The organism is Burkholderia sp. Ax-1724 (assembly GCF_011752995.1).
Taxonomy (GTDB): domain Bacteria; phylum Pseudomonadota; class Gammaproteobacteria; order Burkholderiales; family Burkholderiaceae; genus Paraburkholderia.
Genome location: NZ_VWWL01000003.1, coordinates 16,578 through 37,306, shown reverse-complemented (window position 1 = coordinate 37,306; position 20,729 = coordinate 16,578). Strand labels below are relative to the sequence as shown.

The following is a 20,729-nucleotide window of genomic DNA, read 5'->3' as shown; positions in this document are numbered from 1 at the left end:
CTCTTATTGTGGTTTGGACTTCTTCAACAGAAAGTCCATGTACGTCGACGATTCGGGGAACAGCTGCTCCTCGGCCACGAATTCCTGCTGCGCGTCCTGGTCCTTGCCGACGCTCGCGTACAGCATGCCCAGATGCGCATGGAAACCGGGTGGCGGCGTCTTGCCTTGGGCGCGGATCGTCTGCTGCGCTTTTTCGAGCGCGTCGATCTGCTGCTGCGGGCTCGACTGTCCCTTGAAATATTCGTAGACCTGCGGCTGATAGGCGTCCCATTGGTACAGCGGCGCGGGCCGTTGCGCCGCGCATCCGCCGAGCAGTGTCGCGGCGGCGACGAGCGGCAACCATGCGCCTTTCGTCATGAAGGTGGTTTTCATTGGATCGATGAGGTGAGTCGAAAAAAGAGTGGGCAGCGCGATGCGGAACGTGGGGAGAAATTCGGTATGAAGTGTGATTTCAAGCGTGATTTCAAGCGCGGCTTCGGACGTGAAGCGAATCGCGCGCCGCGCCGCATTGCGCTATTTGTGAGGTGTTCCGTTCTGGCGTGCGCTTATCTGGCGGCATTCAACGCGCCGGCATCGACCTGCTCGACGAGATGATTGACCGCTTCCTGAATCGCCAGATCGAGCACCTTGCCGTTCAGCGTCGAGTCGTAACCGGCGGTGCCGCCGAAGCCGATGATCTCGCGGTTCGACAGGCTGAATTCGCCCGCGCCCTGGCTCGACAGCACGACTTCGGACGTCGTCGTGTCGACGATATTGAGGTTGACCTTCGCGTAGGCGATCTGATTTTTGCCGCGGCCGAGAATGCCGAACAGTTGCTGATCGCCGACTTCCTTGCGGCCGAACTCGGTCACGTCGCCGGTCACGACGAAACGCGCGCCCTTCAGGTTCTGCGCTTTCTTCATGAACGCGGCTTCCTGCCTGATCTCGTCGAGATTGTCGCGATCGAGCACGTTGAAGCGATGCGTCTGTTGCAGACGCGTAATCAGAATTGTTTTCGCCTGGCTGCCGAGACGGTCGATACCGTCCGAGAAAATGCCGCGCATATAGCTCGAACGATTATCGAATTTGCCGAGCGAGACTTCGACCGGCTTGCCGGCATAAGGCGTTTGCGCACTGGAGACCACCGGCACCGGCAAGGTTTGCGACGATTCGGTTGCACAACCGCCCAAGGCGCCGGCGATGGAAAACAGCGCCAGCACGCCGAACTTCATAGACGTTTTCAAAGGATGGACCCCGATGGAAAGACCAGATAAACAGCTTCGCGAAGCGTCCGTTTCTTTTGCAGCGGACGTCGCCTGATCTGAATGATGAGCAATGGATCGCTTCGCAGCGGTGCTGCATGACGACGCGAACGGCAGGCGTTCGCGCGATGCCTGTCGCGCCGCCCAGCGGATCGCCACCTTATCGTGGCCGGCTGGCGCGAACTGTCACGCTTTGCAAAATACGTCGTACGTGTACAACGATTTCAGGAAATAAGCCTTGTCTGATTGATTCGAACTACTGCAAATCGGCTCGGCTTTTTATATGGTGACTCGGCGTTGGGATAGATGTTCTGGAACAGGCGAAATATGAGCCGCGCCATCGATGCTTTTAAAAACCCGATGACGCGGCCTGGCTTCTTAACCGGTTTTTCTACCGTTTTTTTCCGGCGTCCTATCTCAGTCCTATCTCAGTCTTATTTCACCTCATTGCCCCGACTTCATTTACTTCACATCGAACCCATAATCGCCATGCGTGCGATGTCCATCCGATGCGACGGCCACCCAATGCACGGTGTAGTGTCCCGCGGCGAGCATCGGCAACGGCACCGTCATCACGGCGGCCTGCTGCGCATCGACCGCGGATTTCTGCGCGTTGACCTGCTTGCCGCTCGCATCGGTGACGGTCAGCGAGCTGAACGCCGGTTCGAGCGGCCCGTCGAACGTGATCCGCACTTGCGCAGGCGAGGCGATCGTCGCGCCCGCGCCCGGCTCCTGCTTCTGCGGAAACACATGCGCGAATGCGGCGCTCGCGAGCGTGGCGCCGGCGAGCAATACGGCCGCGCGCAATGCGCGAGTCTTCAGGTTCTGTTTCATCATCGTTCTCCTGCGTTACTGAAAGAGTGGTTTGCCGAGCGTGGCGGGCGCGATATCGTCGAAGAACAGGTGCGCCTGCACCAGAATGCCGACGTGCGAGCCGCTTGCCCGGTTGAGCGGAATCTGCGCTTCGATGCCGAATTGCCCGTAGCGATTCATCCAGATGAAGCCCGGATTGACCGTGCCGGTCGTTTGTCCCTGGCTGCGCGACAGCGGAATTTCCACGAGCGGAATCAGGTTCGCGAACGGCTGCGGCAGGCCGGTGTCGTGGACGTGCTGCTGCAGATACGGCAGGCTGTACTGCACCGTGAAGCCGTAGTCGAACGCGTTCGGCTGACCCGCGCCGGTGGTCAACGCGGGGCCCGCCTCGGCCGTTACCGCGACGGGCCGCAGATAGGCGAGCGAGTCCGGCAGATCGCCCATGCCCTTGCCGACGTAGACGGTCGGCGAGATCGTCGAGAAGTTGTCGGCAATCGCGCGACTGCCGGTGCCGCCGAGTTCGGCGTTCACGCCGATCGAGGTCATCAGTTCGTGCGGCTCGTTCACGTACAGCAGGTACTTGAGGCCGACGCCGAAGTTGTCGAAGCCGCGCGCGCCCGGGTTGTTCTGCATGACGTAGCCGCCGTCGACCGAGACCGCGAGGCGCGGCGTAATCAGCTTGTCGTATTCGAAGCTGAACGTGTTGACGCTCTGGTCGCCGTTGTCGCCCGGTACGCGTTGATGGCCGTACTCGAAGTCGGCTTCGTCGCCGACGCCGGGGTCGTCGACGGCAAGCGTCGAGGGAAAGACGCGGTCGCCCGCGATTGCATGGGCATGGGCGAGCGACGGCGCGCCCAGCGCGATCAAGGCCGTGAGCAAGGCCGCCGGCATGGCAAGCGAGGCCGCGCCGACGGTTGCGTTGCAGGCCGCATTGAAGGCCGCGCCCGGCAGCCTGGCCGCGAAAGCGGCGACCGATGTGGTAACCGATACGGTAGCTGATGCGGCCGAAGCGCCGCACCGCGCCGGCGCGGCGGCCAACGCGAAAGCGGTGCGCGGCGCCGCACGCGGCGCAGAGCCGCCGCGCGTTGCTGGAGTGTGCATGTGTGATCCTGTCTGTTCGGTTGCGACGGGCCGGCGCACGTCGGCGTATGAGCGTGCGCGAGCGGACGCGCGCGGCTGGGCGCGGCGCGTCGTCGAAAATGCGAGTCAGGAAGCGAACGGCGGGGCGCGCGGTTGCGCGAAGGCGAGCGGCTCGGCACGGCGTACGCTGTCGAAGCGAACCGCGACCTGCTGCCGATGCGTAGGGATCGCGACGGCGAACAGCGTCTCGATGCCCGGCATCACGGGCAGATGCGCGAGCAGACTGCAATAGCCGCAGGCGTCGCCATCCGACATCCACGCGTGCTTGCCGGGCGCATCGCCGGGCGCGCCGTCGTGCATCGGCATCGACATCCGCATGGCCGGCATCGATGCCCTAGCGCCGATCGCGTCGGCCTCCATGCCGTCCATCGACGCCCGGCAATGCGCGCCGGACAGCGCGGCAGCGGCGTCGCGGGCCGCGAGCGTATGCGAGATCGTCGGCGCGAGCGTCGTCATCAGGATCGCGAGCAATCCAAGCCAACTGCCGATCTTCCGGTGCAAACGGGTCAACATGCGGGGTAACGTGTGCGCGGCGCCAGGCGACGAAGTGACGGTCCTCGATCGATAGACCGCGAGATGCGCGAAATTATGCCATGCAAGCCCCGCGGCTCGTCCGCGCGCCGGCCTCGTCGCCTAAGCGCCACCGACGCGCCCGGGCGCGGTCAATAGAGCAAACTGCCGACGGCAAACCCGCCGCGCGCAGGCGACAATGCCTGATCCCGGCTTCCGGCACGGAGTGTTCATGAAAGCGCAGCGCCCGCGTCCCTTGCCTCTGCCTCGCGAATCCACGCGTGCCGAATGGCGCCACCACGTGATGCCCTACTTCCTGACGGCGCTCGCGATCACGCTGGTGGTCGTGCTGATCGTCTGGATCGCGAACCCGGCGCCGCCGCGCACGATCACGATCAGCGCCGGCCCGCGCGACAGCTCGTTCATCGTCACCGCGAACCAGTACCGCAAGATCCTCGCGCGCAACGGCATCCACCTGAACGTGCTCGAATCGGAAGGCTCGGTGCAGAACCTGCAACGGCTGCTCGATCTGAAACAGCACGTCGATCTCGCGTTCGTGCAGGGCGGCGTCGCCGAGGGCGTCGATACGTCGTCGCTGGTGTCGCTCGGCAGCCTGTTCTATGTCCCGGTCGTCGTGTTCTATCGCGGCACGGGTTTGACGCAGCTCTCGCAGCTCGAAGGCAAAAAGATCGCGGTGGGCCGCGAGGGCAGCGGCACGCGGCTGCTCGCGCTGCAACTGCTCGCGGCCAACGGCATCGAACCCGGCGGCACGACCACGCTGGTGCCAAGCGACGGCCTGCAGGCCGCCACGCAACTGGTCGCGGGCAAGGTCGACGCGGCGATCCTCAGCGGCGATTCCGCGACGCGCGGGCTGATGCTGCGCCTGCTCAAGGTGCCCGGCATTTCGGTGATGAATTTCGACGAAGCGGCCGCCTATACGCGCCTCTTCCCGTTTCTCGACCAGATCGAATTGCCGCCCGGCGTGCTCGATCTGAAGCGGCGCATTCCGCCCGAGACCGTATATCTGGTCAGCCCGACCGTCGAACTCGTCGCGCGCAGCACGCTGCATCCGGCGATCTCCGATCTGCTTATCGAGGCGGCGCAGGAAGTGCATGGCCAGGCGGGGCTCCTGCAGCACGCGGGGCAGTTTCCGAATCCGGTCGCGCACGAGTATCAGATCAGCGACGACGCGCAACGCTACTACCGGACCGGCAAGGGCTTCCTGTACCGCACGCTGCCGTTCTGGATCGCCAGCATCGGCGACCGCACGCTCGTGCTGCTGCTACCGGTCGCGGTGCTGCTCCTGCCCGCGATGCGGGTGGTTCCGGCGCTCTACCGCTGGCGCGTGCGCTCGCGCATCTATCGCTACTACGGGGTGCTGATCGCGATCGAACGGCATGCGCTCGCCGGGGCCACCGAAGAAGAGCGCGCCCATCTTCTCGCGCGCCTCGATCAGATCGAGGCGGCGCTGAACCGCCTGCGCATGCCGCTGGCGTACGCGGATGCGTTTTACGTACTGCGCGAACATGTGGGCTTCGTGCGCAGCCGGTTGTCGGCGGCGCGGCCCGTGATGGAGGCCTGAGGGGGCCTGAGGGAGCCTTTTAAGTCTGAAAGTGCCGGGGGCAGTGCGTCGAAGCGGTGCCCTGACATGGGCACCTTGCCGTTCATGCGTGAAGCGGTGCCCTGCAACGGGCCCCTCGCGGTTTATGCCTCCGAGGGCGGTGCCGCCGGGGTATCGGCTTGCGTGCTTGCCGGCGCGGCTTGCTCACCGCCGGCTTGCGCGGCAGGCTGCGAACCGGCTTGCAGGCTGGTTTGATCGGCCTCGGCCGCCGCTACGGCATGGGCCTCGACCGGCGCGCTCGCCGGTTCGGCCACGGCGTCGCCGTTTGCAGCCGCCGCCGCTGCTTCGGCCTGCGGCTTGCCGGCCGCCGCATCCTGCGTGCCCGCGGCGGCATTCGCGGTTGCCGCCGCTTTCTGCGCACCCTTGGCCGCGCGATGCGCGAGCAGACGCTGCGCGCCCGCGGCTTCCTGCGCCGTGACCTTGCCGGCCTCGGTGCCCGTCAGATCGACGCGCGCGGCGCCTTCGACGAGGCTCTTCCAGTAGCGGCCGCCACGGCACCACGTCTTGATCGCGTCGCGCAGTTCGGCTTCGGTCAGCGACAGGTCTTTCGCATGCACCACGAGGTCTTCGAAAATGCCGATTTTCAGCGGCAACTTCGGCGCCGGGTTCTTCGGGAATGCCACGGGGAAGCGTTTTTGCAGACGCCCGATCGAGCGGACCACCGGGTCCACCGGTTTCGCATCCGCCGCCGGCCTCGTCTGGGCCGCGCCGCGCGATTGCGGCTGGGCTTGCGGCGGGCGCGCGGGCCGCGCGCCCGGCTTCGCATCCGGACGGGAACCGGGCTTGGCGCCCGGCTTCGAACCGGACCGCGCATCCGGCTTGGCGGCGGACTTCGAAGCGGGCCGCGCAGCCGATTTGCGATCGGGCTTGCCGCCCGACTCGGCGGCCGCACGTGCCGCCGCCAGTTGCTTCTTCAGTTCAGCGAGTTGTTCGAAACCCATAATGCACAACCAATCCGTCGATCTGTAAAAACGCGATTGTAGCAGCGTGCGCAAACGCCCTCGTGACAACCCTCAGCGGCATATGGATGGGCGCATGAGTGGGCGCACCGTCAGCTCGCGGCGGGCAGCGGCGCTTCGGCATCGTGCGCGCGCAGACCCGACACCGCGACGCTCAAACCGGGCCGCCCGGAATTGTTGCGCAGCGACAGCGACAGCCGGTGGCGACCGGCGATCCGCGAGACGATCGCGAGCCCGAGCCCGCTGCCCTCGCCCTTCGATTCCGTACCGCGATAGAAGCGGTCGAACACGCGTTCGAGTTCCGCCTCGGGAATGCCCGAGCCACTATCGACCACTTCGCAGCCGACCTGCTCGCCGGCGCGCCGGAGAATCACGTCGACGCGTCCGCCGGCCGGCGTATGGCGGATCGCGTTATTGACCAGGTTGCCGAGCAGCACACTCATGCCGTGCGGCTCGGCGAGCACCGTATACGCGTCGTTCGGCGTGCGTGCGCCTTCGCATTCGAGCCCGAGATCGATCTCGTGCAGCTCCGCGAGCAGCGAAAAGTCGCTGACCGCCTGCTCGCCGATGCGCCGCAGGCTGACCGGCACCATCGACGCGACCGGCTGCGCGTCTTCGTGCGCGAGCGTCAACAGTTGCTGCACGAGGTGAATGATGCGGTTCACGCGCTGCTCGACGCGCTCGAGCGCCTGGCCTTCGCCCTTCAAGGTGCCGTCGCGCGAGGCCGCCTGCAATTGCAGCTTCAGCGCCGCGAGCGGCGAGCGCAGTTCGTGCGCGGCGTCGGCGATGAAGGTGCGCTGCGCCTGCGACGCCGTATGCAGCCGTTGCAGCAGATCGTTGAGCGCTTCGACGAGCGGCCTGATTTCGACCGGCACGCTGCCGTCCAGACGCAACGGTTCGAGCGAATCGATCGAGCGCGTGGCGAGCGCGCGCGACAGGCCGCCGATCGGCCCGAGCCCGCGCGCCACCACCAGCAGCACCAGCACGATCGTCACCGGCAGCAGTACGCCGAGCGGCCACAGCGTGTGCAGCGCGAGCTGCAGCGCGAGATCCTCGCGTACCGAAACCGGTTGCGCGACCTGCACGTAGCGGTCGTTCTGGTCGACGCCGAAGGTGCGCCACTGGTTATCGCCGTGCCGAACGGTGTTGAAGCCCGGCGGCAGGCGTTCGAGCACCGGCGCCTGCGCGGAGTGGTAGACCGGCTGATCGCCGTGCTCCCAGATTTCGATGACGATGCGGTCGTCGGCGAGATCGCCGAGATCGGGTTCGCGCTGCTTGCCGAGCGCGACGCCGCGCAGGTTCGACGGCAACGACAGCGCGACGGTGCGCAGCTCGTAGTCGAACAGCTCGCTCGCCTCGCCCCGCGCGGTGTGAAAGATCGCGAACGCCGCGACCACCGAGGTCGCCGCCATGCCGAAGATGAGCCAGCCGAGCAGCCAGCGGCGGATCGACGTCATGCGCGACGTTATGCGCATCGCTTCAGGCGATAGCCGACGCCCCGCACGGTGACGACCTGGTCCGCGCCGATCTTGCGCCGCAAGCTGTGCACATGCACTTCGATCGTGTTGCTGCCGACTTCCTCGCCCCAGCCGTAGAGCTTTTCTTCGAGTTCGGCCTTCGTGAACACGCGCGTGGGTTCCTCGATCAGCGCCTGCAGCAGCGCGAATTCGCGCGGCACGAGCGGCACCGGCTCGCCGTTCTTCGCGACTTCGTGCGCGGCGGGATCGAGCGTGAGTTCGCCGTGCGCATAGACCGGCTGCTTCTGGCCGGTGCGCCGCCGCAGCAGCGCGCGGATGCGCGCGGCCAGTTCGTCGAGATCGAACGGCTTGATGAGATAGTCGTCGGCGCCGGCGTCGAGACCGCGAATGCGTTCGTCGATCGCGTCGCGCGCGGTCAGGATGATGACCGGCGCGGCACCGCCATTGCGGCGATAGGCGTTGAGCACGTCGATGCCGTCTTTCTTCGGCAGGCCGAGATCGAGCAGCACGAGGTCGTACACGCCGTTATCCAGCGACAGTTCGGCCGCGCGGCCGTCCTCGGCCCAGTCGATCGCATAGCCGGCGCGGCGCATCGCGCCGAGCACCGTTTCCGCGATCATCTCGTCGTCTTCGACCAATAGCAGGCGCATGGCCTCTCCTTCGTGCGGTGTGGGCCGCGGCATTATCGAATGCAGCAGCTTAACGGTTCCTTACAGGACTCCGATGAGATCGTCGGCGTGCCGCGGCGCATGGCGATGGTGCCCGCAACGTCGTGCATCGAGGCACGTTAAGCATGTCTTAAGCGCCCGTTGAGCAGAATCGGCTTCCATTTCGCGGCATCCGTTCGTGATTGTTCGTGATGGCCCCGACCTCTTTCAGGAGCCGGATTTTGCCTGTTTTTCACGCTACGGCGGCGGCTTTTGCAGCGCCCGCATCGGCGGCGACAGCTTCGGCGCCCCGCCGCTGCCCTCGCCTTCGCCCCTTGCGCCGGCTGCGCCTGCTCGCGCCGCTGTGCGCGCTGCTGTTCGGCGGCTGCGCGATCTACCATCGCGAACCGCTCGCGCCGCAAGACACCTCGACATCGACGCGCTCGCTCGAACGCATCCGCATCGATCCGGCGACGATGCCGCTGCCCGAACTGGCCGCGCATCGTTTCGATCCCGCGGACGGGCTCGATATCGACGAAGTCGCGATGCTCGCGGTCGCCAACAATCCCGATCTCAAGCTCGCCCGCGACGATCTCGGCATCGCGCGCGCACAGGCCTATTCGGCGGGACTGCTGCCCGATCCGCAACTGAGCATATCGAGCGATTACCCGGGTGCGGCCGGCACCACGCGCGCGTTCAATTATGGCCTGAGCATCGACGTGATGGCGATCGTGCTGCGCAGCGCGAATAAACAGTCCGCCGACGCGACGCTCGCGAAGACCGATCTCGGCCTGCTGTGGCAGGAGTGGCAGGTCGTCGCGCAGGCACGGCAGCTGTTCATCAAGACGCGTTTCCAGCAGGACACGCTGCCGCTGCTGCGCGAACAGCGCGATCTCGCGCGCACGCGCTACGAGCGCATGGCCGAGGCGCGCCGCGACGGCAATCTGACCGACGACGTGCTGAGCGCCGCGCTGCTCGCCTACGGCGACGCGCGCAAGCAATACACCGACGCCGAACGCGCGGCCGCGCAAACGCATCACGACCTGAACGCGCTGCTCGGCCTCGCGCCCGACGTGCAGGTGCAATTGCAAACGCAAGCAGGTGACAGCGACATCACGCCGCTCGCGGACGACACGCTCGACGCGGCGCTCGCGAGACTCGCGCAGCGCCGCCCCGATCTGATCGCGCTGCAAGCCGGCTACGAAGCCCAGGAGCAGAAATATCGCGCGGCGATTCTGAGCCAGTTCCCGAGCCTGTCGGTCGGCTTCGTGCGGGCACGCGACACCTCGAACATCTACACGAGCGGCTTCCAGATCAACCTGAGCCTGCCGATCTTCAACCGCAACCAGGGCAACGTCGCAATCGAAAAAGCCACACGTGCGCGGCTGCGCGACGAATACCAGACGCGCCTGAACGAGGCCTACGCGGACGTCGCGCATCTGCGCGAGGACAGCGCGATTCTCGCGCGGCAGTTGCAGCAGACCGAGTCCGCGTTGCCCGACGTCGAGCACGCCGCCCGGCAGGCGGCCGCGGCCTACGCCGATCACGACCTCGCTCTCGGTGCCTACACCGATGCGCAAAGCGCCGCGCTCACGAAACGTATCGACGTCGCGACGCTGCGCGAATCGCTCGCCGAACAACGTGTCGGTTTGCAGGCGCTGCTCGGCAGCGCGATTCCCGATGCCTTCTCATCCGCCCAGACATTCATCGACACTCATGCGAAATAGCCTGTTTTCACCGTTGCGGTCGTGGCCGCGCGCCGTCGCCACCGCGGCCACGGTGGCCGTCGCGGCGCCGCTCGCCTGCGCCGTGCTGTGGTACGCCTCCGCGCCTGCGGCTCATGCAGCCGACAGTAGCACCGCCGAGCCGCAACCGTCGGTGGCCGTTCAGACCGTGCGCGTGCAGCGCGCCGAAATCGCGCAACCGGTGCGCGGCTTCGGCGTCGTTGCCACCTCCGCGTCGAGCGTCACGACGATCAACCTGCCCTACCTCGCGCGCATCGTGCAGATGCGCGTGCAGGCCGGCCAGAGCGTCAGACGCGGCACGCCGCTGTTCGTCGTGCAGGCCGACCCCGCCGCCGTGCTGGCCGCCACCCAGGCGACGAGCGCGCTGACGCTCGCACAGGGCGAGCTCGCACGCACGCAATCGCTCTACGACAAGGGGCTTGCCACGCGCTCGCAACTCGCGAGCGCGAGCAAAGCCGCCGACGACGCGCGGCAGGCGCTCGCCGCGCAGCATCAAACCGGCGTCGCGAGCGGCGACAAGACCGTGAACGCGCCGTTCGACGGCGTAGTGCTGCAACTATCCGCGGCGCAAGGCGACCAGGTGCAGGCCGGCGCGGCGATCCTGCAACTCGCGAGCGGTCGCGCCGGCGATACACAAACCACCCGGCAAACCGCCCGCGCGAACCTCACGCTCGGCGTCGAACCCGCCGACGCGGGCGCGATCCATCCCGGCGACACCGTGACCTTGCGCGGCCTCTCCGCCGCGCTCGCGCAGACCACGGCCACGGGCCGCGTTGTCTTCGTCGGCGCCGCGATCGACCCGCAATCGCAACTGGTCAATATCGGCGCGGACGTGCCGCTCGCGCAGACGCCGTTCATCCCCGGCACGCGCGTCGCCGCCGATGTCGCGACGCGCGCCGGCACGCACTGGATCGTGCCGCGCGCGGCCGTGCTGAAGGATAGCCACGGCGCGTACGTGTTCCAGATCACGCCGCAACACAAGGCCCGCCGCGTCGCGGTGACGATCGCGGTCGAAAACGGCGCGAATTATGGCGTGGACGGCTCGCTCGATGCCGCGCTCGGGCTCGTGGTCAGCGGCAACTACGAGTTGACGGACGGCATGGCGGTGCGCACCGGAGGAGACGCGTCGCGATGAACTTCGGCCAATGGATGCAGACGCATCGCCGCTCGCTCCTCTTCGTGATCGCGCTGCTTGCGATCGCGGGTGCGCTCGCCGCGTTCCGTCTGCCGATCTCGCTGTTTCCGAACGTCTCGTTTCCGCGCGCGGTCGTCTCGCTCGATGTCGGCGATCGCCCCGCCGAGCAGATGGCGACGCTCGTCACGATGCCGGTCGAGGAAGCGCTGCGGCGCGTGCCGAACGTGCGCGACGTCGATTCGACGACGAGCCGCGGCGCCGCGGAAATCTCGCTGAACTTCGACTGGGGCACCGACATGGCGCAGGCGACCTTGCAGGCGCAATCGGCGATCAGCGAAATTCTCGCGACGCTGCCGCCCGGCACGACGATGCAGGTGCGGCGCATGGACCCGACCGTGTTTCCGGTGCTCGCGTACAGCCTGACCTCGACGCAGCAGTCGCTCTCGGCGCTGCGCGATCTCGCGCAGTTCCAGATGCGTCCGCTGCTGTCGTCGGTGGAAGGCGTGGCGCGCGTCGAGGTGACCGGCGGCGCGCAGGACGAATTCGAAGTCGCGGTCGATCCCGTGCGCCTCGCCGCCTACAAGCTGTCGCTCGCGGACGTCTCGAAGGCGATCGGCGCAAGCAACGTGTTGATGGCGAACGGCCGCATCGAGGATCACGACAAGCTCTACCTCGTCGTCAGCAACACGACGATCACGCAGCTCGACGAACTGCGCAACGTCGTGGTCTCCGCGAACGGCAATGCAAACGGCGCACAGATCCGCCTCGGCGACGTCGCCACCGTGCGCGCCGGCGTCGTGCCGCAATGGATGCGCGTCACCGCCGACGGCCAGGACGCGGTGCTGCTCAACATCTATCAGCAGCCCGGCGCGAACAGCGTCGCGATGGCGCGCGCGATCCGCGCGAAGCTCGCCGCGTTCGGGCCGCAGATGCCCGCGAGCGTGCATCTGTCGAACTGGTACGACCAGAGCGAACTGGTGATCGCCTCGGCCACCAGCGTGCGCGACGCGATCCTGATCGGCATCGTGCTGGCGGCGCTGACGCTGTTCGTCTTCCTGCGCAACGGGAAGATCACCGCGATCGCGGTCGCGCTGGTGCCGGTCGTGATGGCCGCGACGATCCTGCTGCTCGACGTGTTCGGCATGGGCTTCAACATCATGACGCTAGGCGGCATGGCCGCCGCGGTCGGCCTCGTGATCGACGACGCCATCGTGATGATCGAGCACATCGTGCGGCGCATGCGCGAGGCCGGCGCGCACGCGTTTCATGGCCGCGTGATGGCCGCGGCGCTCGAATTCACGCGGCCGCTCGCGGGTTCGTCGGCGGCGACATTGATTATCTTCGTGCCGCTCGCGTTTCTGTCGGGCGTGACGGGCGCGTTCTTCAAGGCGCTGTCGGTGACGATGGCAAGCGCCCTGTTCATTTCGTTTCTCGTCACCTGGCTCGCGGTGCCGATTCTGTGCGACCACTGGCTCAAGCCCGAAGACGCCGAGGAGCATGCGGAAACACGCCTCGCCGCGTGGCTGAACCGGCGCTATGCGGCGCTGGTCGCGCGCGTGATCGCACGGCCGCCGCTCGTGCTGCTCGGCGTGCTGCCGCTCGTCGTGGTGGCCGCGTTCGCGTTCACGCGCGTCGGCAGCGGCTTCATGCCAAGCATGGACGAAGGCGGCTTCGTGCTCGACTATCACACGCAGCCGGGCACCTCGATCACCGAAACGGACCGGCTCATGAAGCAGATCGAGCAGATCATCCGCGCGAATCCGAACGTCGCGACCTATTCGCGCCGCACCGGCGCGGGTCTCGGCGGCGATCTGAACGAACCGAACAAGGGCGACTTCTTCGTGCGGCTCAAGTCCGGCAAACGCGAACCGATCGAGACCGTGATGGAAGAAATCCGCGCGCGGGTCGAAACGCAGGTGCCGGGCGTCAACATCGAACTCGCGCAACTGATGGAAGACCTGATCGGCGACCTGACGGCCGTGCCGCAGCCGGTGCAGATCAAGATCTTCTCCGACGACACCAACACGCTGCAGACCACCGCGCGCAAGGTCGCGGCGCGTATCGGCCAGATTCAGGGCATCGTCGACGTCGACGACGGCATCAACCCGGCCGGCGATGCGCTCGAGCTGCATATCCTGCCCGCTGCCGCGGCGGCCGAGGGCATGGACCCGCAAGCGATCGCGCAGGCCGTCACCGACATGCTCGAAGGCAATGTCGCGACGCAGTTCCAGAGCGGCCCGAAAACGGTCGGCGTGCGGGTGCGCGTGAGCGGCGCGCGCGAACTCACCGATACGCAACTGGGCCAGTTACAGATTCGCGCGCCCGACGGGCATCTGTTTGCGCTCAAGCGCGTCGCCGATCGCGTGACCGTCACGGGCCAGCCCGAAATCAGCCGCTCGAATCTGAAGCGCATGGTCGCGGTGACCGCGCGCATCGACGGCCGCGATCTCGGCTCGACGATCGCCGACGTGCAGAAAGCGCTCGGCGACGCGAACCTGCTGCCGGCCGGCGTCTACTACGAACTGGGCGGCCTGTATCAGCAACAGCAGATCGCGTTCAAGGGGCTCCTGACCGTGTTCGGCGCCGCGCTCGCGCTCGTGTTCGGCCTGCTGCTGTTTCTCTACGAGCGCCTGCGCGTCGCGCTCGCGGTGCTGGCGATGCCGCTGCTCGCGGCGGGCGCGGTGTTCATCGGCCTGTGGGTCACCGGCATCGAGCTGAACATCTCGGCGATGATGGGGATGACGATGATCGTCGGCATCGTCACCGAGGTCGCGATCTTCTACGTGTCGGAATTGCAGGCGCTGGTGCGCGACGAGGAGATGCCGTTTCACGAAGCGCTGCAGAGCGCCGGTCGCAATCGGCTGCGCCCGATCGCGATGACGACGATTGCCGCGATTCTCGCGCTGCTGCCGCTCGCATTTGCCTTGGGGCAAGGCTCGGCGATGCAGCAGCCGCTCGCGGTCGCGATCATTTCCGGGCTGATCGTGCAGTTGCCGCTCGTGCTGTTGCTGTTGCCGGCGCTGTTGAGGCTGCTGATGAAGAAGCAGACGGTGTGAGGTGTCGCCGGGTGACGCGGCGCGCCGGGTTCATTCGTGCCGGGCGTGCCGTGCTACGAGCCGTACCTGCTGACCTGGCTGCTGCCGTGCCGTGCGTTGATATCGCGCCGGAGTCGCGCGGCATCCGCATCGAATCCGCGCCACGACGCTTCATTGCCACCTCATCGCCACCCCATCGACGCGTCAGGCGAGCACGTCCGCAAAGCCGCCGACCGGCGCGCCAAGCGCACGAATCGCGGCGGCCACCCGCGGCGACAGCAGTGCGTGCAATTCGTCGGCATGACGGTAGTCGTGCATGCCGGCGCTCAGCGCCTCGCCTTCGACCGCCGGGTGGCAGTAGATCTCGCCGACGCCATGCGGCAGATCGGCGAGCGCGGCAAGCCATGCCGCTTCGTCCATCCGGCCGCTCGCCGCGATCCCGACCACGTAGTCGTTATGCGCGATGCCGGCTCGTTCGAGACGCCTCTTCACCTGCGCGATCCACGGCCGCAGCCACAGCGGCGCATTGGCCTCGAACGGCAGGCGCATCGCCTTCATGCCGTAGTCGCGGCCGATCTCGAGAATCAGGCCGAGCACGGTCGGATGCAGATGAAAATGCTTGTGCGTGTTGACGTGATCGAGCGTGAGCCCGCTCGCGGCGAAGGCCTCGAACTGCGCGCGGATTTCGCGCGCGAGTTGTCTGCGCACGTGCGGCAGAAAGAAAAACCGCACACCGTCGCGCACCATGTTGCTGCCGAAGCGACCGTGTTCGTCGAGCAACGCGGCGATCTCCGCGCGCGGCGCGAGCGCGGCGCCGTCGGCGAGCACCAGATGCAGACCCACGCGCAACTGCGGCAATCTGCGCGCACGCTCGATCGCATCGCTCGCGGCCGGCGCGCCGACCATCAGGCTCGCCGCGCGCAGCACACCGTCGCGATGCGCGCGCTCGACCGCGCAGTTCACGCGCGGGTGCAAGCCGAAATCGTCGGCGGTCACGATCAGGCCGCGTGGCTTAGCCGCCATCCGAGGGCTCCATGGCGGGAAGCCGTCCGCCGCGCTCGGCAGCCGGCGTTTCGAGTCCCATGCGCGCGCCGCGCCACACGACGTGCGAGCCGAACGCGCTGACGAGCCATTGCAGCGCGAGCAGGGTGTCGCGCAGCGGCACGAGCGGCAGATCGCGCCAGAAGGTGCGCTCGCGCCGCGCGGCACGCAGATGCAGCAGCAAACGCGCCCCCAGGCAGACCACGCTCGCCGTCGCGCTCGCAACCACGGCGTACTGCGATGCGAACGGCGTGTGCACGCAGGCGTGGGCGGCAAACGTCGCGCTCAGCCATGCGCTCGTCAGGAGCCACGGCGTCGGAAACGTAATCAGCAACGACATGAAACCGGGCGGATTCACCGAGCGGATCGTGCGCAGCCAGCGCGTTTCACGTTGCCAGAGCGCGGCGAAGGTCGGCTCGATCACGTCGGTCGCGACCACCACATGCGAGAGCACTGTTTGCAGACCGAGTGCGCGCACGTGCTCGGCGAGCCAGTAGTCGTCGGCGAGACAGTTCTTCAGCGCGTCGAAGCCGCCGATGCGTTCGAGCGTCGCGCGCCGCAGCGCGAGCGTCGCGCCGAAGCCGAAACGGCGCGAGCCCAACGCATGCGCGACGCGCACCGACGGCGCGAACCACTCGTTGATGAAAAGCGCGCCCACGCGCGGCCAGAAACCTCCGACCCCGCGCGCAACGTAAAGACAGGTGACGACGCCGACGCCCGGGTCCGCGAGCGGCGCGGCCACGCTGTCGAGATAATCGGCGTCGACGGCGATGTCGCTATCGGCGATCACGATCACGTCGTGCCGCGCGCGCTCCGCCATGTTGATGAGATTGCTGACCTTCAGGTTGCTGCCATGCACGCGCGTGTCGATCGCGAGTTCGATGTCGTGCCGCGGATAAGCGGCCTGCAAGCGGCGCACGACCGCAATCGCGGGATCGTGCGGCGACGACACGCCGAGCACCAGCTGAAAATGCCCGTGCCGCTGCTCGCAAAACGTGCGCAGATTTTCGTAGAGACGCGGTTCGGCGCCGCACAGCGGCTTCAGTACACTGACGCCGACCTGCGCGAAATGACGGGGCGGCGGCTCGACGCACGAGCTGTTCGGGGTATGAGCGGTGTATGCAGTATCGGTGCCGCCAGCATGAGCAAGCGCCGCGCCGGCCGCGCTTCGATCATCGCCACGGGCAGCGGATCGACGGGCCCATCGATGCGCGAACCACTTCGGCGCCGCGTCGCGCCGCACGCCGAAAAACGGCATCGCGACGGCGGCCACCACCGTGTACAGCGTTGCGCCGATACAGCCTGCCAGCAGGACCCATTGGCATGCATTCAGCACCTGCGCCACCATCGCCCGTGCCCGTCAGTGCCCGGCCAGCACGAACGCCTGCCCGGTCAGGCGCAGATGAAGCACGACGAGCCAGCGCCGCGGACAGCCGGCGGCAATCGCAACCGGCGATACATGGCGGCCTGCCGTCGCGTAATCGTGCTTCACCGCGAATTCGAACGCGACCTGCGCGAATTCGCGTGCGACCACCACGCCGCCGACGATCAGCGCGAGCGCGAACAGACGGAACGACATGGAAGCGAAAAAGGTGTGGGATACAGGCAGCATCGGCAGCGTGACGCACAGCAGCGTGTCGGCGCCCATGGCCGTGACCGAGGCGACCAGCAGATGGGCTCGCAGCATGTCGATGGTGGCTGGCTTCATAACGTGCCTTGTGCGTGGCCTTGCGGCCTGAACGGATGCGCGGCGTCATCGGCGGGGGCTGCTCGAACACGTTGATCGACGCCCCGATCGGCCTGAAATATCTACCGCGTCAATCAGTCGAAGTCCTTGCGATAAGTTTTCGACAATCTGACAACCCGATGGCCTCGCGCGCATCTCGCAACCCGCGGCGACCATCCATAAATAGCGCGTCGATGGTATCGATTCAAGCTGAAGGATACCTTAAGCAAACCTATGGTATGAAGTAGCTGACGAACGGCATCGTCCCACCAGGATGCCGCGCCCCGGCGCTTGCACAAGCCGCCGGGAGTTATGCAATAAACCTGAAAAACGGAATCTCTGCCCCATGCGTGTACTCCTCGTAGAAGACGACGAGCTCATCGGCTGCGGTGTCGAAGCCGGTCTGCGCCAGGCCGGCTTCACGGTCGACTGGGCCTGCGACGGTCACAAGGCCAGCCTCGCGCTCGACACCACCCGTTATGCATTGATCGTCCTCGATCTCGGCCTGCCGCGCGTGAGCGGCATGGAGCTGCTCAAGCGGCTGCGCGACGCCGGCAACGACGTGCCGGTGCTCGTGCTGACCGCGAAAGGCAGCGTGATCGAGCGCGTCGGCGGTCTCGAAGCGGGCGCCGACGATTATCTCGGCAAGCCCTTCGATCTCACCGAGCTGATCGCGCGTTGCCGGGCCCTGCTGCGCCGCGCACAAGGTCGCAGTATCGATCTGATTCGTTACCAGAATCTGACAGTGAACCCCGCCGCGCAAACGGTGGAGATCGACGAGACGCGCGTGCCGCTCACCTCGCGCGAATGGGCCATCCTGCTGCAATTGCTGACCCATCTCGGCATTCCGCAGTCGCGCTCGCAACTCGAGGAAAGCCTGTACGGCTGGCAGGAAGAAATCGAAAGCAATGCGATCGAGGTCCACGTGTCGAACCTGCGCAAGAAACTCGGCGCGGGCCTCATCAAGACCGTGCGCAATATCGGCTATGTGATGGAGAAGCCGTGATGGGCCCGTCGATTCGCCGGCGTCTCGTGCTGCTGGTGCTCGCGAGCATCGCGCTCGTGTGGGGCATCGCGCTCGTCTCGAGCTACCGGCAGGCGTCGCGCGAAGTCGGCGAATGGGAAGAGGCGCGTCTCGCGGAACTGGCGCAGATTCTCGCGCTGCTCGACTCGACCAACCTGAGCACGCTCGCCAATGCGCGCATCGACGTGCGCGAAGAGGAAAAAGGCGGCGAGCCCGGCGCAAGCCTGCTCGACGACGACGACACGCTGCCGCGCGACGCCCTCTTCCAGGTGCGCGAGGCTAACGGCGAGGTTCTCGCGGGCAGCCCGCAACTACACGCGCTCGCCGCCTGGGACTTGCCGCTGCGCGCCGCGAGCGGCGCGCAGGACATCGTGCTGGGCGGCCAGCTCTATCACTCGTTCACGCTGCGCGACACGACGCTCGGCCATAGCGTGCGCGTATTCGAGCCGGCCAATACGCGCAGCGACCTCGTGAGCGGAGTCGCGAGCCGCATCGCGCGGCCCACGCTGATCGCGCTGCCGGTGCTCGCGCTGCTCGTGTGGATCAGCATCGGCTTCAGTCTCGCGCCGCTGAAAATCCTCTCGGTGGCGATCCGTTCGCGCGACATCAACCGCATGGAGCCGGTCGGCATCGGCCGCACGCCGATCGAGGTGCGCCCGCTCGTCGACGCGATCAACCAGATGCTGTCGCGGCTGCACCATTCGCTCGAACGCGAACGCGCGTTTACCGCCGATGCCGCGCACGAACTGAAGACGCCGCTTGCCGCGATCAAGGTGCAGGCCCAGGTCGCGCTCGCCGAACCGGACGTCGCCTTGCAGCGGCTCGCGATGAAGCGCGTCGTGCAAGGCGTCGATCGCAGCGCGCGGCTTGCCGAGCAGTTGTTGCTGCTCGCGCGCCTCGACGCGCAGGAGAAGTTGCCGACCGAGCCACTCAAGCCCGCGACGATCGCCAGAACCACGCTGCTCGCGAATCTGCGCAACGCGCAGCAGAAACACATCAACGTGATGCTGACCGGCGACCTGCTCGCGGAGATCGACGCGGAGCCGGTGCTGATCGGCATTCTGCTCGACAATCTGCTCGATAACGCGATCAAGTACGGGCGCGCGGGCGGCACGGTCGAAGTGGCCGTGCAGCATGCCGACGAGCGTGTGCAGGTGTGCGTGCGCGACGACGGCCCAGGTGTCGCGCCCGACGATCTCGCGCGGCTCACGAGCCGTTTTTTCCGCGCGCCCGGCAATCAGGCGACGGGCAGCGGGCTGGGTCTATCGATCGTCGCGCGGATCGCCGAGCACTTCGGCGCGAGCCTGCAACTGGGCGCGGGTATCGGCGAGCGCGGGTTGGCGGTGAAGGTGTCGTTTCCGGCTTACGGGGCGACGCGCTGAAGCACGCCGCACTGAAGCACGATGCACCGAGCGCGGCGCAACGCTCAGCGCCGGCCGCGTTCGAGGTTCGCTTCGCCGAGCGCCGAACCCTGCTCGGCCAGTTCCGCCCGCATGTCATGCGGCACGGTCTGGGCGGGCCGGTTGCCGGCCGACTCGGCGAACTGCCATGCGATCAACCCCGGCACGAACATCAGCAGGTCGCGAATCCGCCGCGCGGCCGCGAGCGCGAGACAAGTCGCCGGATCGATGCCGAGCGCGCCGCCGATCAGAATGAAGCCGCCCTCCTGCACGCCGAGCCCGCCTGGCACGAAGAACGCCGCGCTGCTGATCGCCTGGATCAGCGACTCGATCACGACCGCTTCGACGAGCGTCACGTGCACGCCGAGAAAATACAGCGCGAGCCAGATTTCGAGCGACGTCAGGAAGCATTGCAGCGGCTGCCAGAAGAACAGATAGCGCAGTATGACCGCGCGGCGACGCCAGATCAGCTTGATCGCCTGGTCGATCTGCGCCGACTGGCCGACGAGCTCGGCAAGCTTGCCGCTCGTCATATGGTTGAGCGCACGCGTCATGCGCTCGAACGGATTCGCGTGCTGCACGAGCGCGAACAGCACGAGCAGCGGCGTGAGCACCACAACGCCCCACGCGAGCTGTCCGGCGAGCCGCAGCGTGCCCGATTGTGCGTGGGCGAACAGGAAGCCGATACCGACCATCGTGAACAGCAACTGGCTGATGACCGTCAACTGCATATCGACGACGATGCTGCCGACCGCCGTCGACGAGCGCACGCCCCAGCGCCTCAGCATGCGGAACGAGACGAGCTCGCCGCCGATCCGCGCGACCGGCAGCATGCTGTTGACCGACTCGCGCACCCACACGAGATGCAGCATCCTGCCGAAGCTCGGACGGTTTGCGCCGCGAATCAGCGAGCGCCAGTCGCAGGCGTTGGCCATCATCGGCAGCACGTGCGCGAGCGCGGCCAGCACGAGGCCCGCGCCGGCCGCGCGCAAGGCGCCGAGCACGGCGCTGGGATCCTCGCGCCACACGAGCCACAATGAAATGAGCAGACCCGCAAGCGCGGCCGCGCGACCGAGATGCTTCATCGCGCGCCGACCTCGCAGGCCGTGGTGATGGCGGCCGGGCGCTTCGTCACGCGTGCCGCCGCGACCAGGCGGTGTTGCGAACCGCGCCCGCCTGCTTCCTTGAAAACCTTGTCGATCATTCGCTGCCCA

General features: G+C 66.9%; 19 protein-coding genes. 6 read left to right on the top strand and 13 right to left on the bottom strand.

What is annotated here, in order from left to right:
• Positions 1-3: 3 nt before the first annotated feature.
• From F3J19_RS04165 to F3J19_RS04145, 5 genes are all read right to left on the bottom strand, one after another.
• The gene (locus F3J19_RS04165; RefSeq protein WP_167038112.1) at positions 4-372 is read right to left on the bottom strand and encodes a DUF4810 domain-containing protein; all 369 of its coding nucleotides are present in this window, start codon (positions 370-372) and stop codon (positions 4-6) included.
• A gap of 173 nt (positions 373-545) precedes the next feature.
• Complete coding sequence (locus tag F3J19_RS04160) at positions 546-1,211, bottom strand: CsgG/HfaB family protein (RefSeq protein WP_167038673.1); 666 nt, start codon at positions 1,209-1,211, stop codon at positions 546-548.
• A 492-nt stretch (positions 1,212-1,703) separates the two neighbouring features.
• Positions 1,704-2,078: a copper resistance protein CopC gene (locus F3J19_RS04155; RefSeq protein ID WP_167038110.1), complete on the bottom strand. Its 375-nt coding sequence runs from the start codon at positions 2,076-2,078 to the stop codon at positions 1,704-1,706.
• A gap of 12 nt (positions 2,079-2,090) precedes the next feature.
• Complete coding sequence (locus F3J19_RS04150) at positions 2,091-2,945, bottom strand: hypothetical protein (protein ID WP_167038671.1); 855 nt, start codon at positions 2,943-2,945, stop codon at positions 2,091-2,093.
• Positions 2,946-3,260: 315 nt separating this feature from the next.
• Positions 3,261-3,707, bottom strand: coding sequence for a DUF2946 domain-containing protein (locus F3J19_RS04145; RefSeq protein WP_167038108.1), 447 nt, complete (start codon positions 3,705-3,707; stop codon positions 3,261-3,263).
• A 229-nt stretch (positions 3,708-3,936) separates the two neighbouring features.
• On the opposite strand from F3J19_RS04145, the gene F3J19_RS04140 reads away from it, so the two are divergent.
• Positions 3,937-5,286, top strand: a complete 1,350-nt coding sequence (locus F3J19_RS04140; RefSeq protein ID WP_167038106.1) for a TAXI family TRAP transporter solute-binding subunit — start codon at positions 3,937-3,939, stop codon at positions 5,284-5,286.
• Between the two features lie 122 nt (positions 5,287-5,408).
• Here the strand turns inward: F3J19_RS04140 and F3J19_RS04135 are convergent, their stop codons facing one another.
• The 3 genes from F3J19_RS04135 to F3J19_RS04125 form a co-directional block, all read right to left on the bottom strand.
• Positions 5,409-6,266 carry a ProQ/FinO family protein gene (locus F3J19_RS04135; RefSeq protein ID WP_167038104.1) on the bottom strand — a complete coding sequence of 286 codons (858 nt, stop codon included), beginning with the start codon at positions 6,264-6,266 and terminating at the stop codon, positions 5,409-5,411.
• Positions 6,267-6,376: 110 nt separating this feature from the next.
• Positions 6,377-7,741 carry an ATP-binding protein gene (locus F3J19_RS04130; RefSeq protein ID WP_167038102.1) on the bottom strand — a complete coding sequence of 455 codons (1,365 nt, stop codon included), beginning with the start codon at positions 7,739-7,741 and terminating at the stop codon, positions 6,377-6,379.
• Positions 7,742-7,749: 8 nt separating this feature from the next.
• On the bottom strand, positions 7,750-8,412 hold the full coding sequence (locus tag F3J19_RS04125; RefSeq protein WP_167038100.1) for a response regulator: 663 nt from the start codon (positions 8,410-8,412) through the stop codon (positions 7,750-7,752).
• A gap of 332 nt (positions 8,413-8,744) precedes the next feature.
• Here F3J19_RS04125 and F3J19_RS04120 point away from each other — a divergent pair, with 332 nt between their 5' ends.
• From F3J19_RS04120 to F3J19_RS04110, 3 genes are read left to right on the top strand one after another with little or no spacing between them, the layout of a single operon-like run.
• The gene (locus tag F3J19_RS04120; protein ID WP_167038098.1) at positions 8,745-10,136 is read left to right on the top strand and encodes a TolC family protein; all 1,392 of its coding nucleotides are present in this window, start codon (positions 8,745-8,747) and stop codon (positions 10,134-10,136) included.
• Positions 10,126-11,289, top strand: a complete 1,164-nt coding sequence (locus F3J19_RS04115; RefSeq protein WP_167038096.1) for an efflux RND transporter periplasmic adaptor subunit — start codon at positions 10,126-10,128, stop codon at positions 11,287-11,289. The genes F3J19_RS04120 and F3J19_RS04115 overlap by 11 nt, the downstream gene beginning before the upstream one ends.
• Complete coding sequence (locus F3J19_RS04110; protein ID WP_167038094.1) at positions 11,286-14,345, top strand: efflux RND transporter permease subunit; 3,060 nt, start codon at positions 11,286-11,288, stop codon at positions 14,343-14,345. The genes F3J19_RS04115 and F3J19_RS04110 overlap by 4 nt, the downstream gene beginning before the upstream one ends.
• A 183-nt stretch (positions 14,346-14,528) precedes the next feature.
• Here F3J19_RS04110 and hpnK read toward each other — a convergent pair whose 3' ends face one another.
• Genes hpnK through F3J19_RS04095 form a run of 3 tightly spaced genes read right to left on the bottom strand, consistent with a single transcriptional unit; the run spans position 14,529 to position 17,073 of the window.
• Positions 14,529-15,347, bottom strand: coding sequence for a hopanoid biosynthesis-associated protein HpnK (gene hpnK, locus F3J19_RS04105; RefSeq protein WP_167038092.1), 819 nt, complete (start codon positions 15,345-15,347; stop codon positions 14,529-14,531).
• Complete coding sequence (hpnI, locus tag F3J19_RS04100) at positions 15,337-16,713, bottom strand: bacteriohopanetetrol glucosamine biosynthesis glycosyltransferase HpnI (RefSeq protein ID WP_167038090.1); 1,377 nt, start codon at positions 16,711-16,713, stop codon at positions 15,337-15,339. Before hpnI ends, hpnK begins: the two co-directional genes overlap by 11 nt.
• 12 nt (positions 16,714-16,725) lie before the next feature.
• A complete protein-coding gene (locus tag F3J19_RS04095; RefSeq protein ID WP_167038088.1) occupies positions 16,726-17,073 on the bottom strand; it encodes a hypothetical protein in 348 nt (115 codons plus the stop codon).
• Between the two features lie 364 nt (positions 17,074-17,437).
• On the opposite strand from F3J19_RS04095, the gene F3J19_RS04090 reads away from it, so the two are divergent.
• Positions 17,438-18,097 (top strand): response regulator transcription factor, encoded by a 660-nt coding sequence (locus F3J19_RS04090; RefSeq protein WP_167038086.1) that lies wholly within the window; start codon positions 17,438-17,440, stop codon positions 18,095-18,097.
• Positions 18,094-19,497 carry an ATP-binding protein gene (locus tag F3J19_RS04085; protein ID WP_167038084.1) on the top strand — a complete coding sequence of 468 codons (1,404 nt, stop codon included), beginning with the start codon at positions 18,094-18,096 and terminating at the stop codon, positions 19,495-19,497. The genes F3J19_RS04090 and F3J19_RS04085 overlap by 4 nt, the downstream gene beginning before the upstream one ends.
• 44 nt (positions 19,498-19,541) lie before the next feature.
• Here F3J19_RS04085 and F3J19_RS04080 read toward each other — a convergent pair whose 3' ends face one another.
• A complete protein-coding gene (locus F3J19_RS04080) occupies positions 19,542-20,600 on the bottom strand; it encodes a lysylphosphatidylglycerol synthase domain-containing protein (protein ID WP_167038082.1) in 1,059 nt (352 codons plus the stop codon).
• Positions 20,597-20,719 carry a hypothetical protein gene (locus tag F3J19_RS32950; protein ID WP_275692051.1) on the bottom strand — a complete coding sequence of 41 codons (123 nt, stop codon included), beginning with the start codon at positions 20,717-20,719 and terminating at the stop codon, positions 20,597-20,599. The genes F3J19_RS04080 and F3J19_RS32950 overlap by 4 nt, the downstream gene beginning before the upstream one ends.
• Positions 20,720-20,729: the final 10 nt, after the last annotated feature.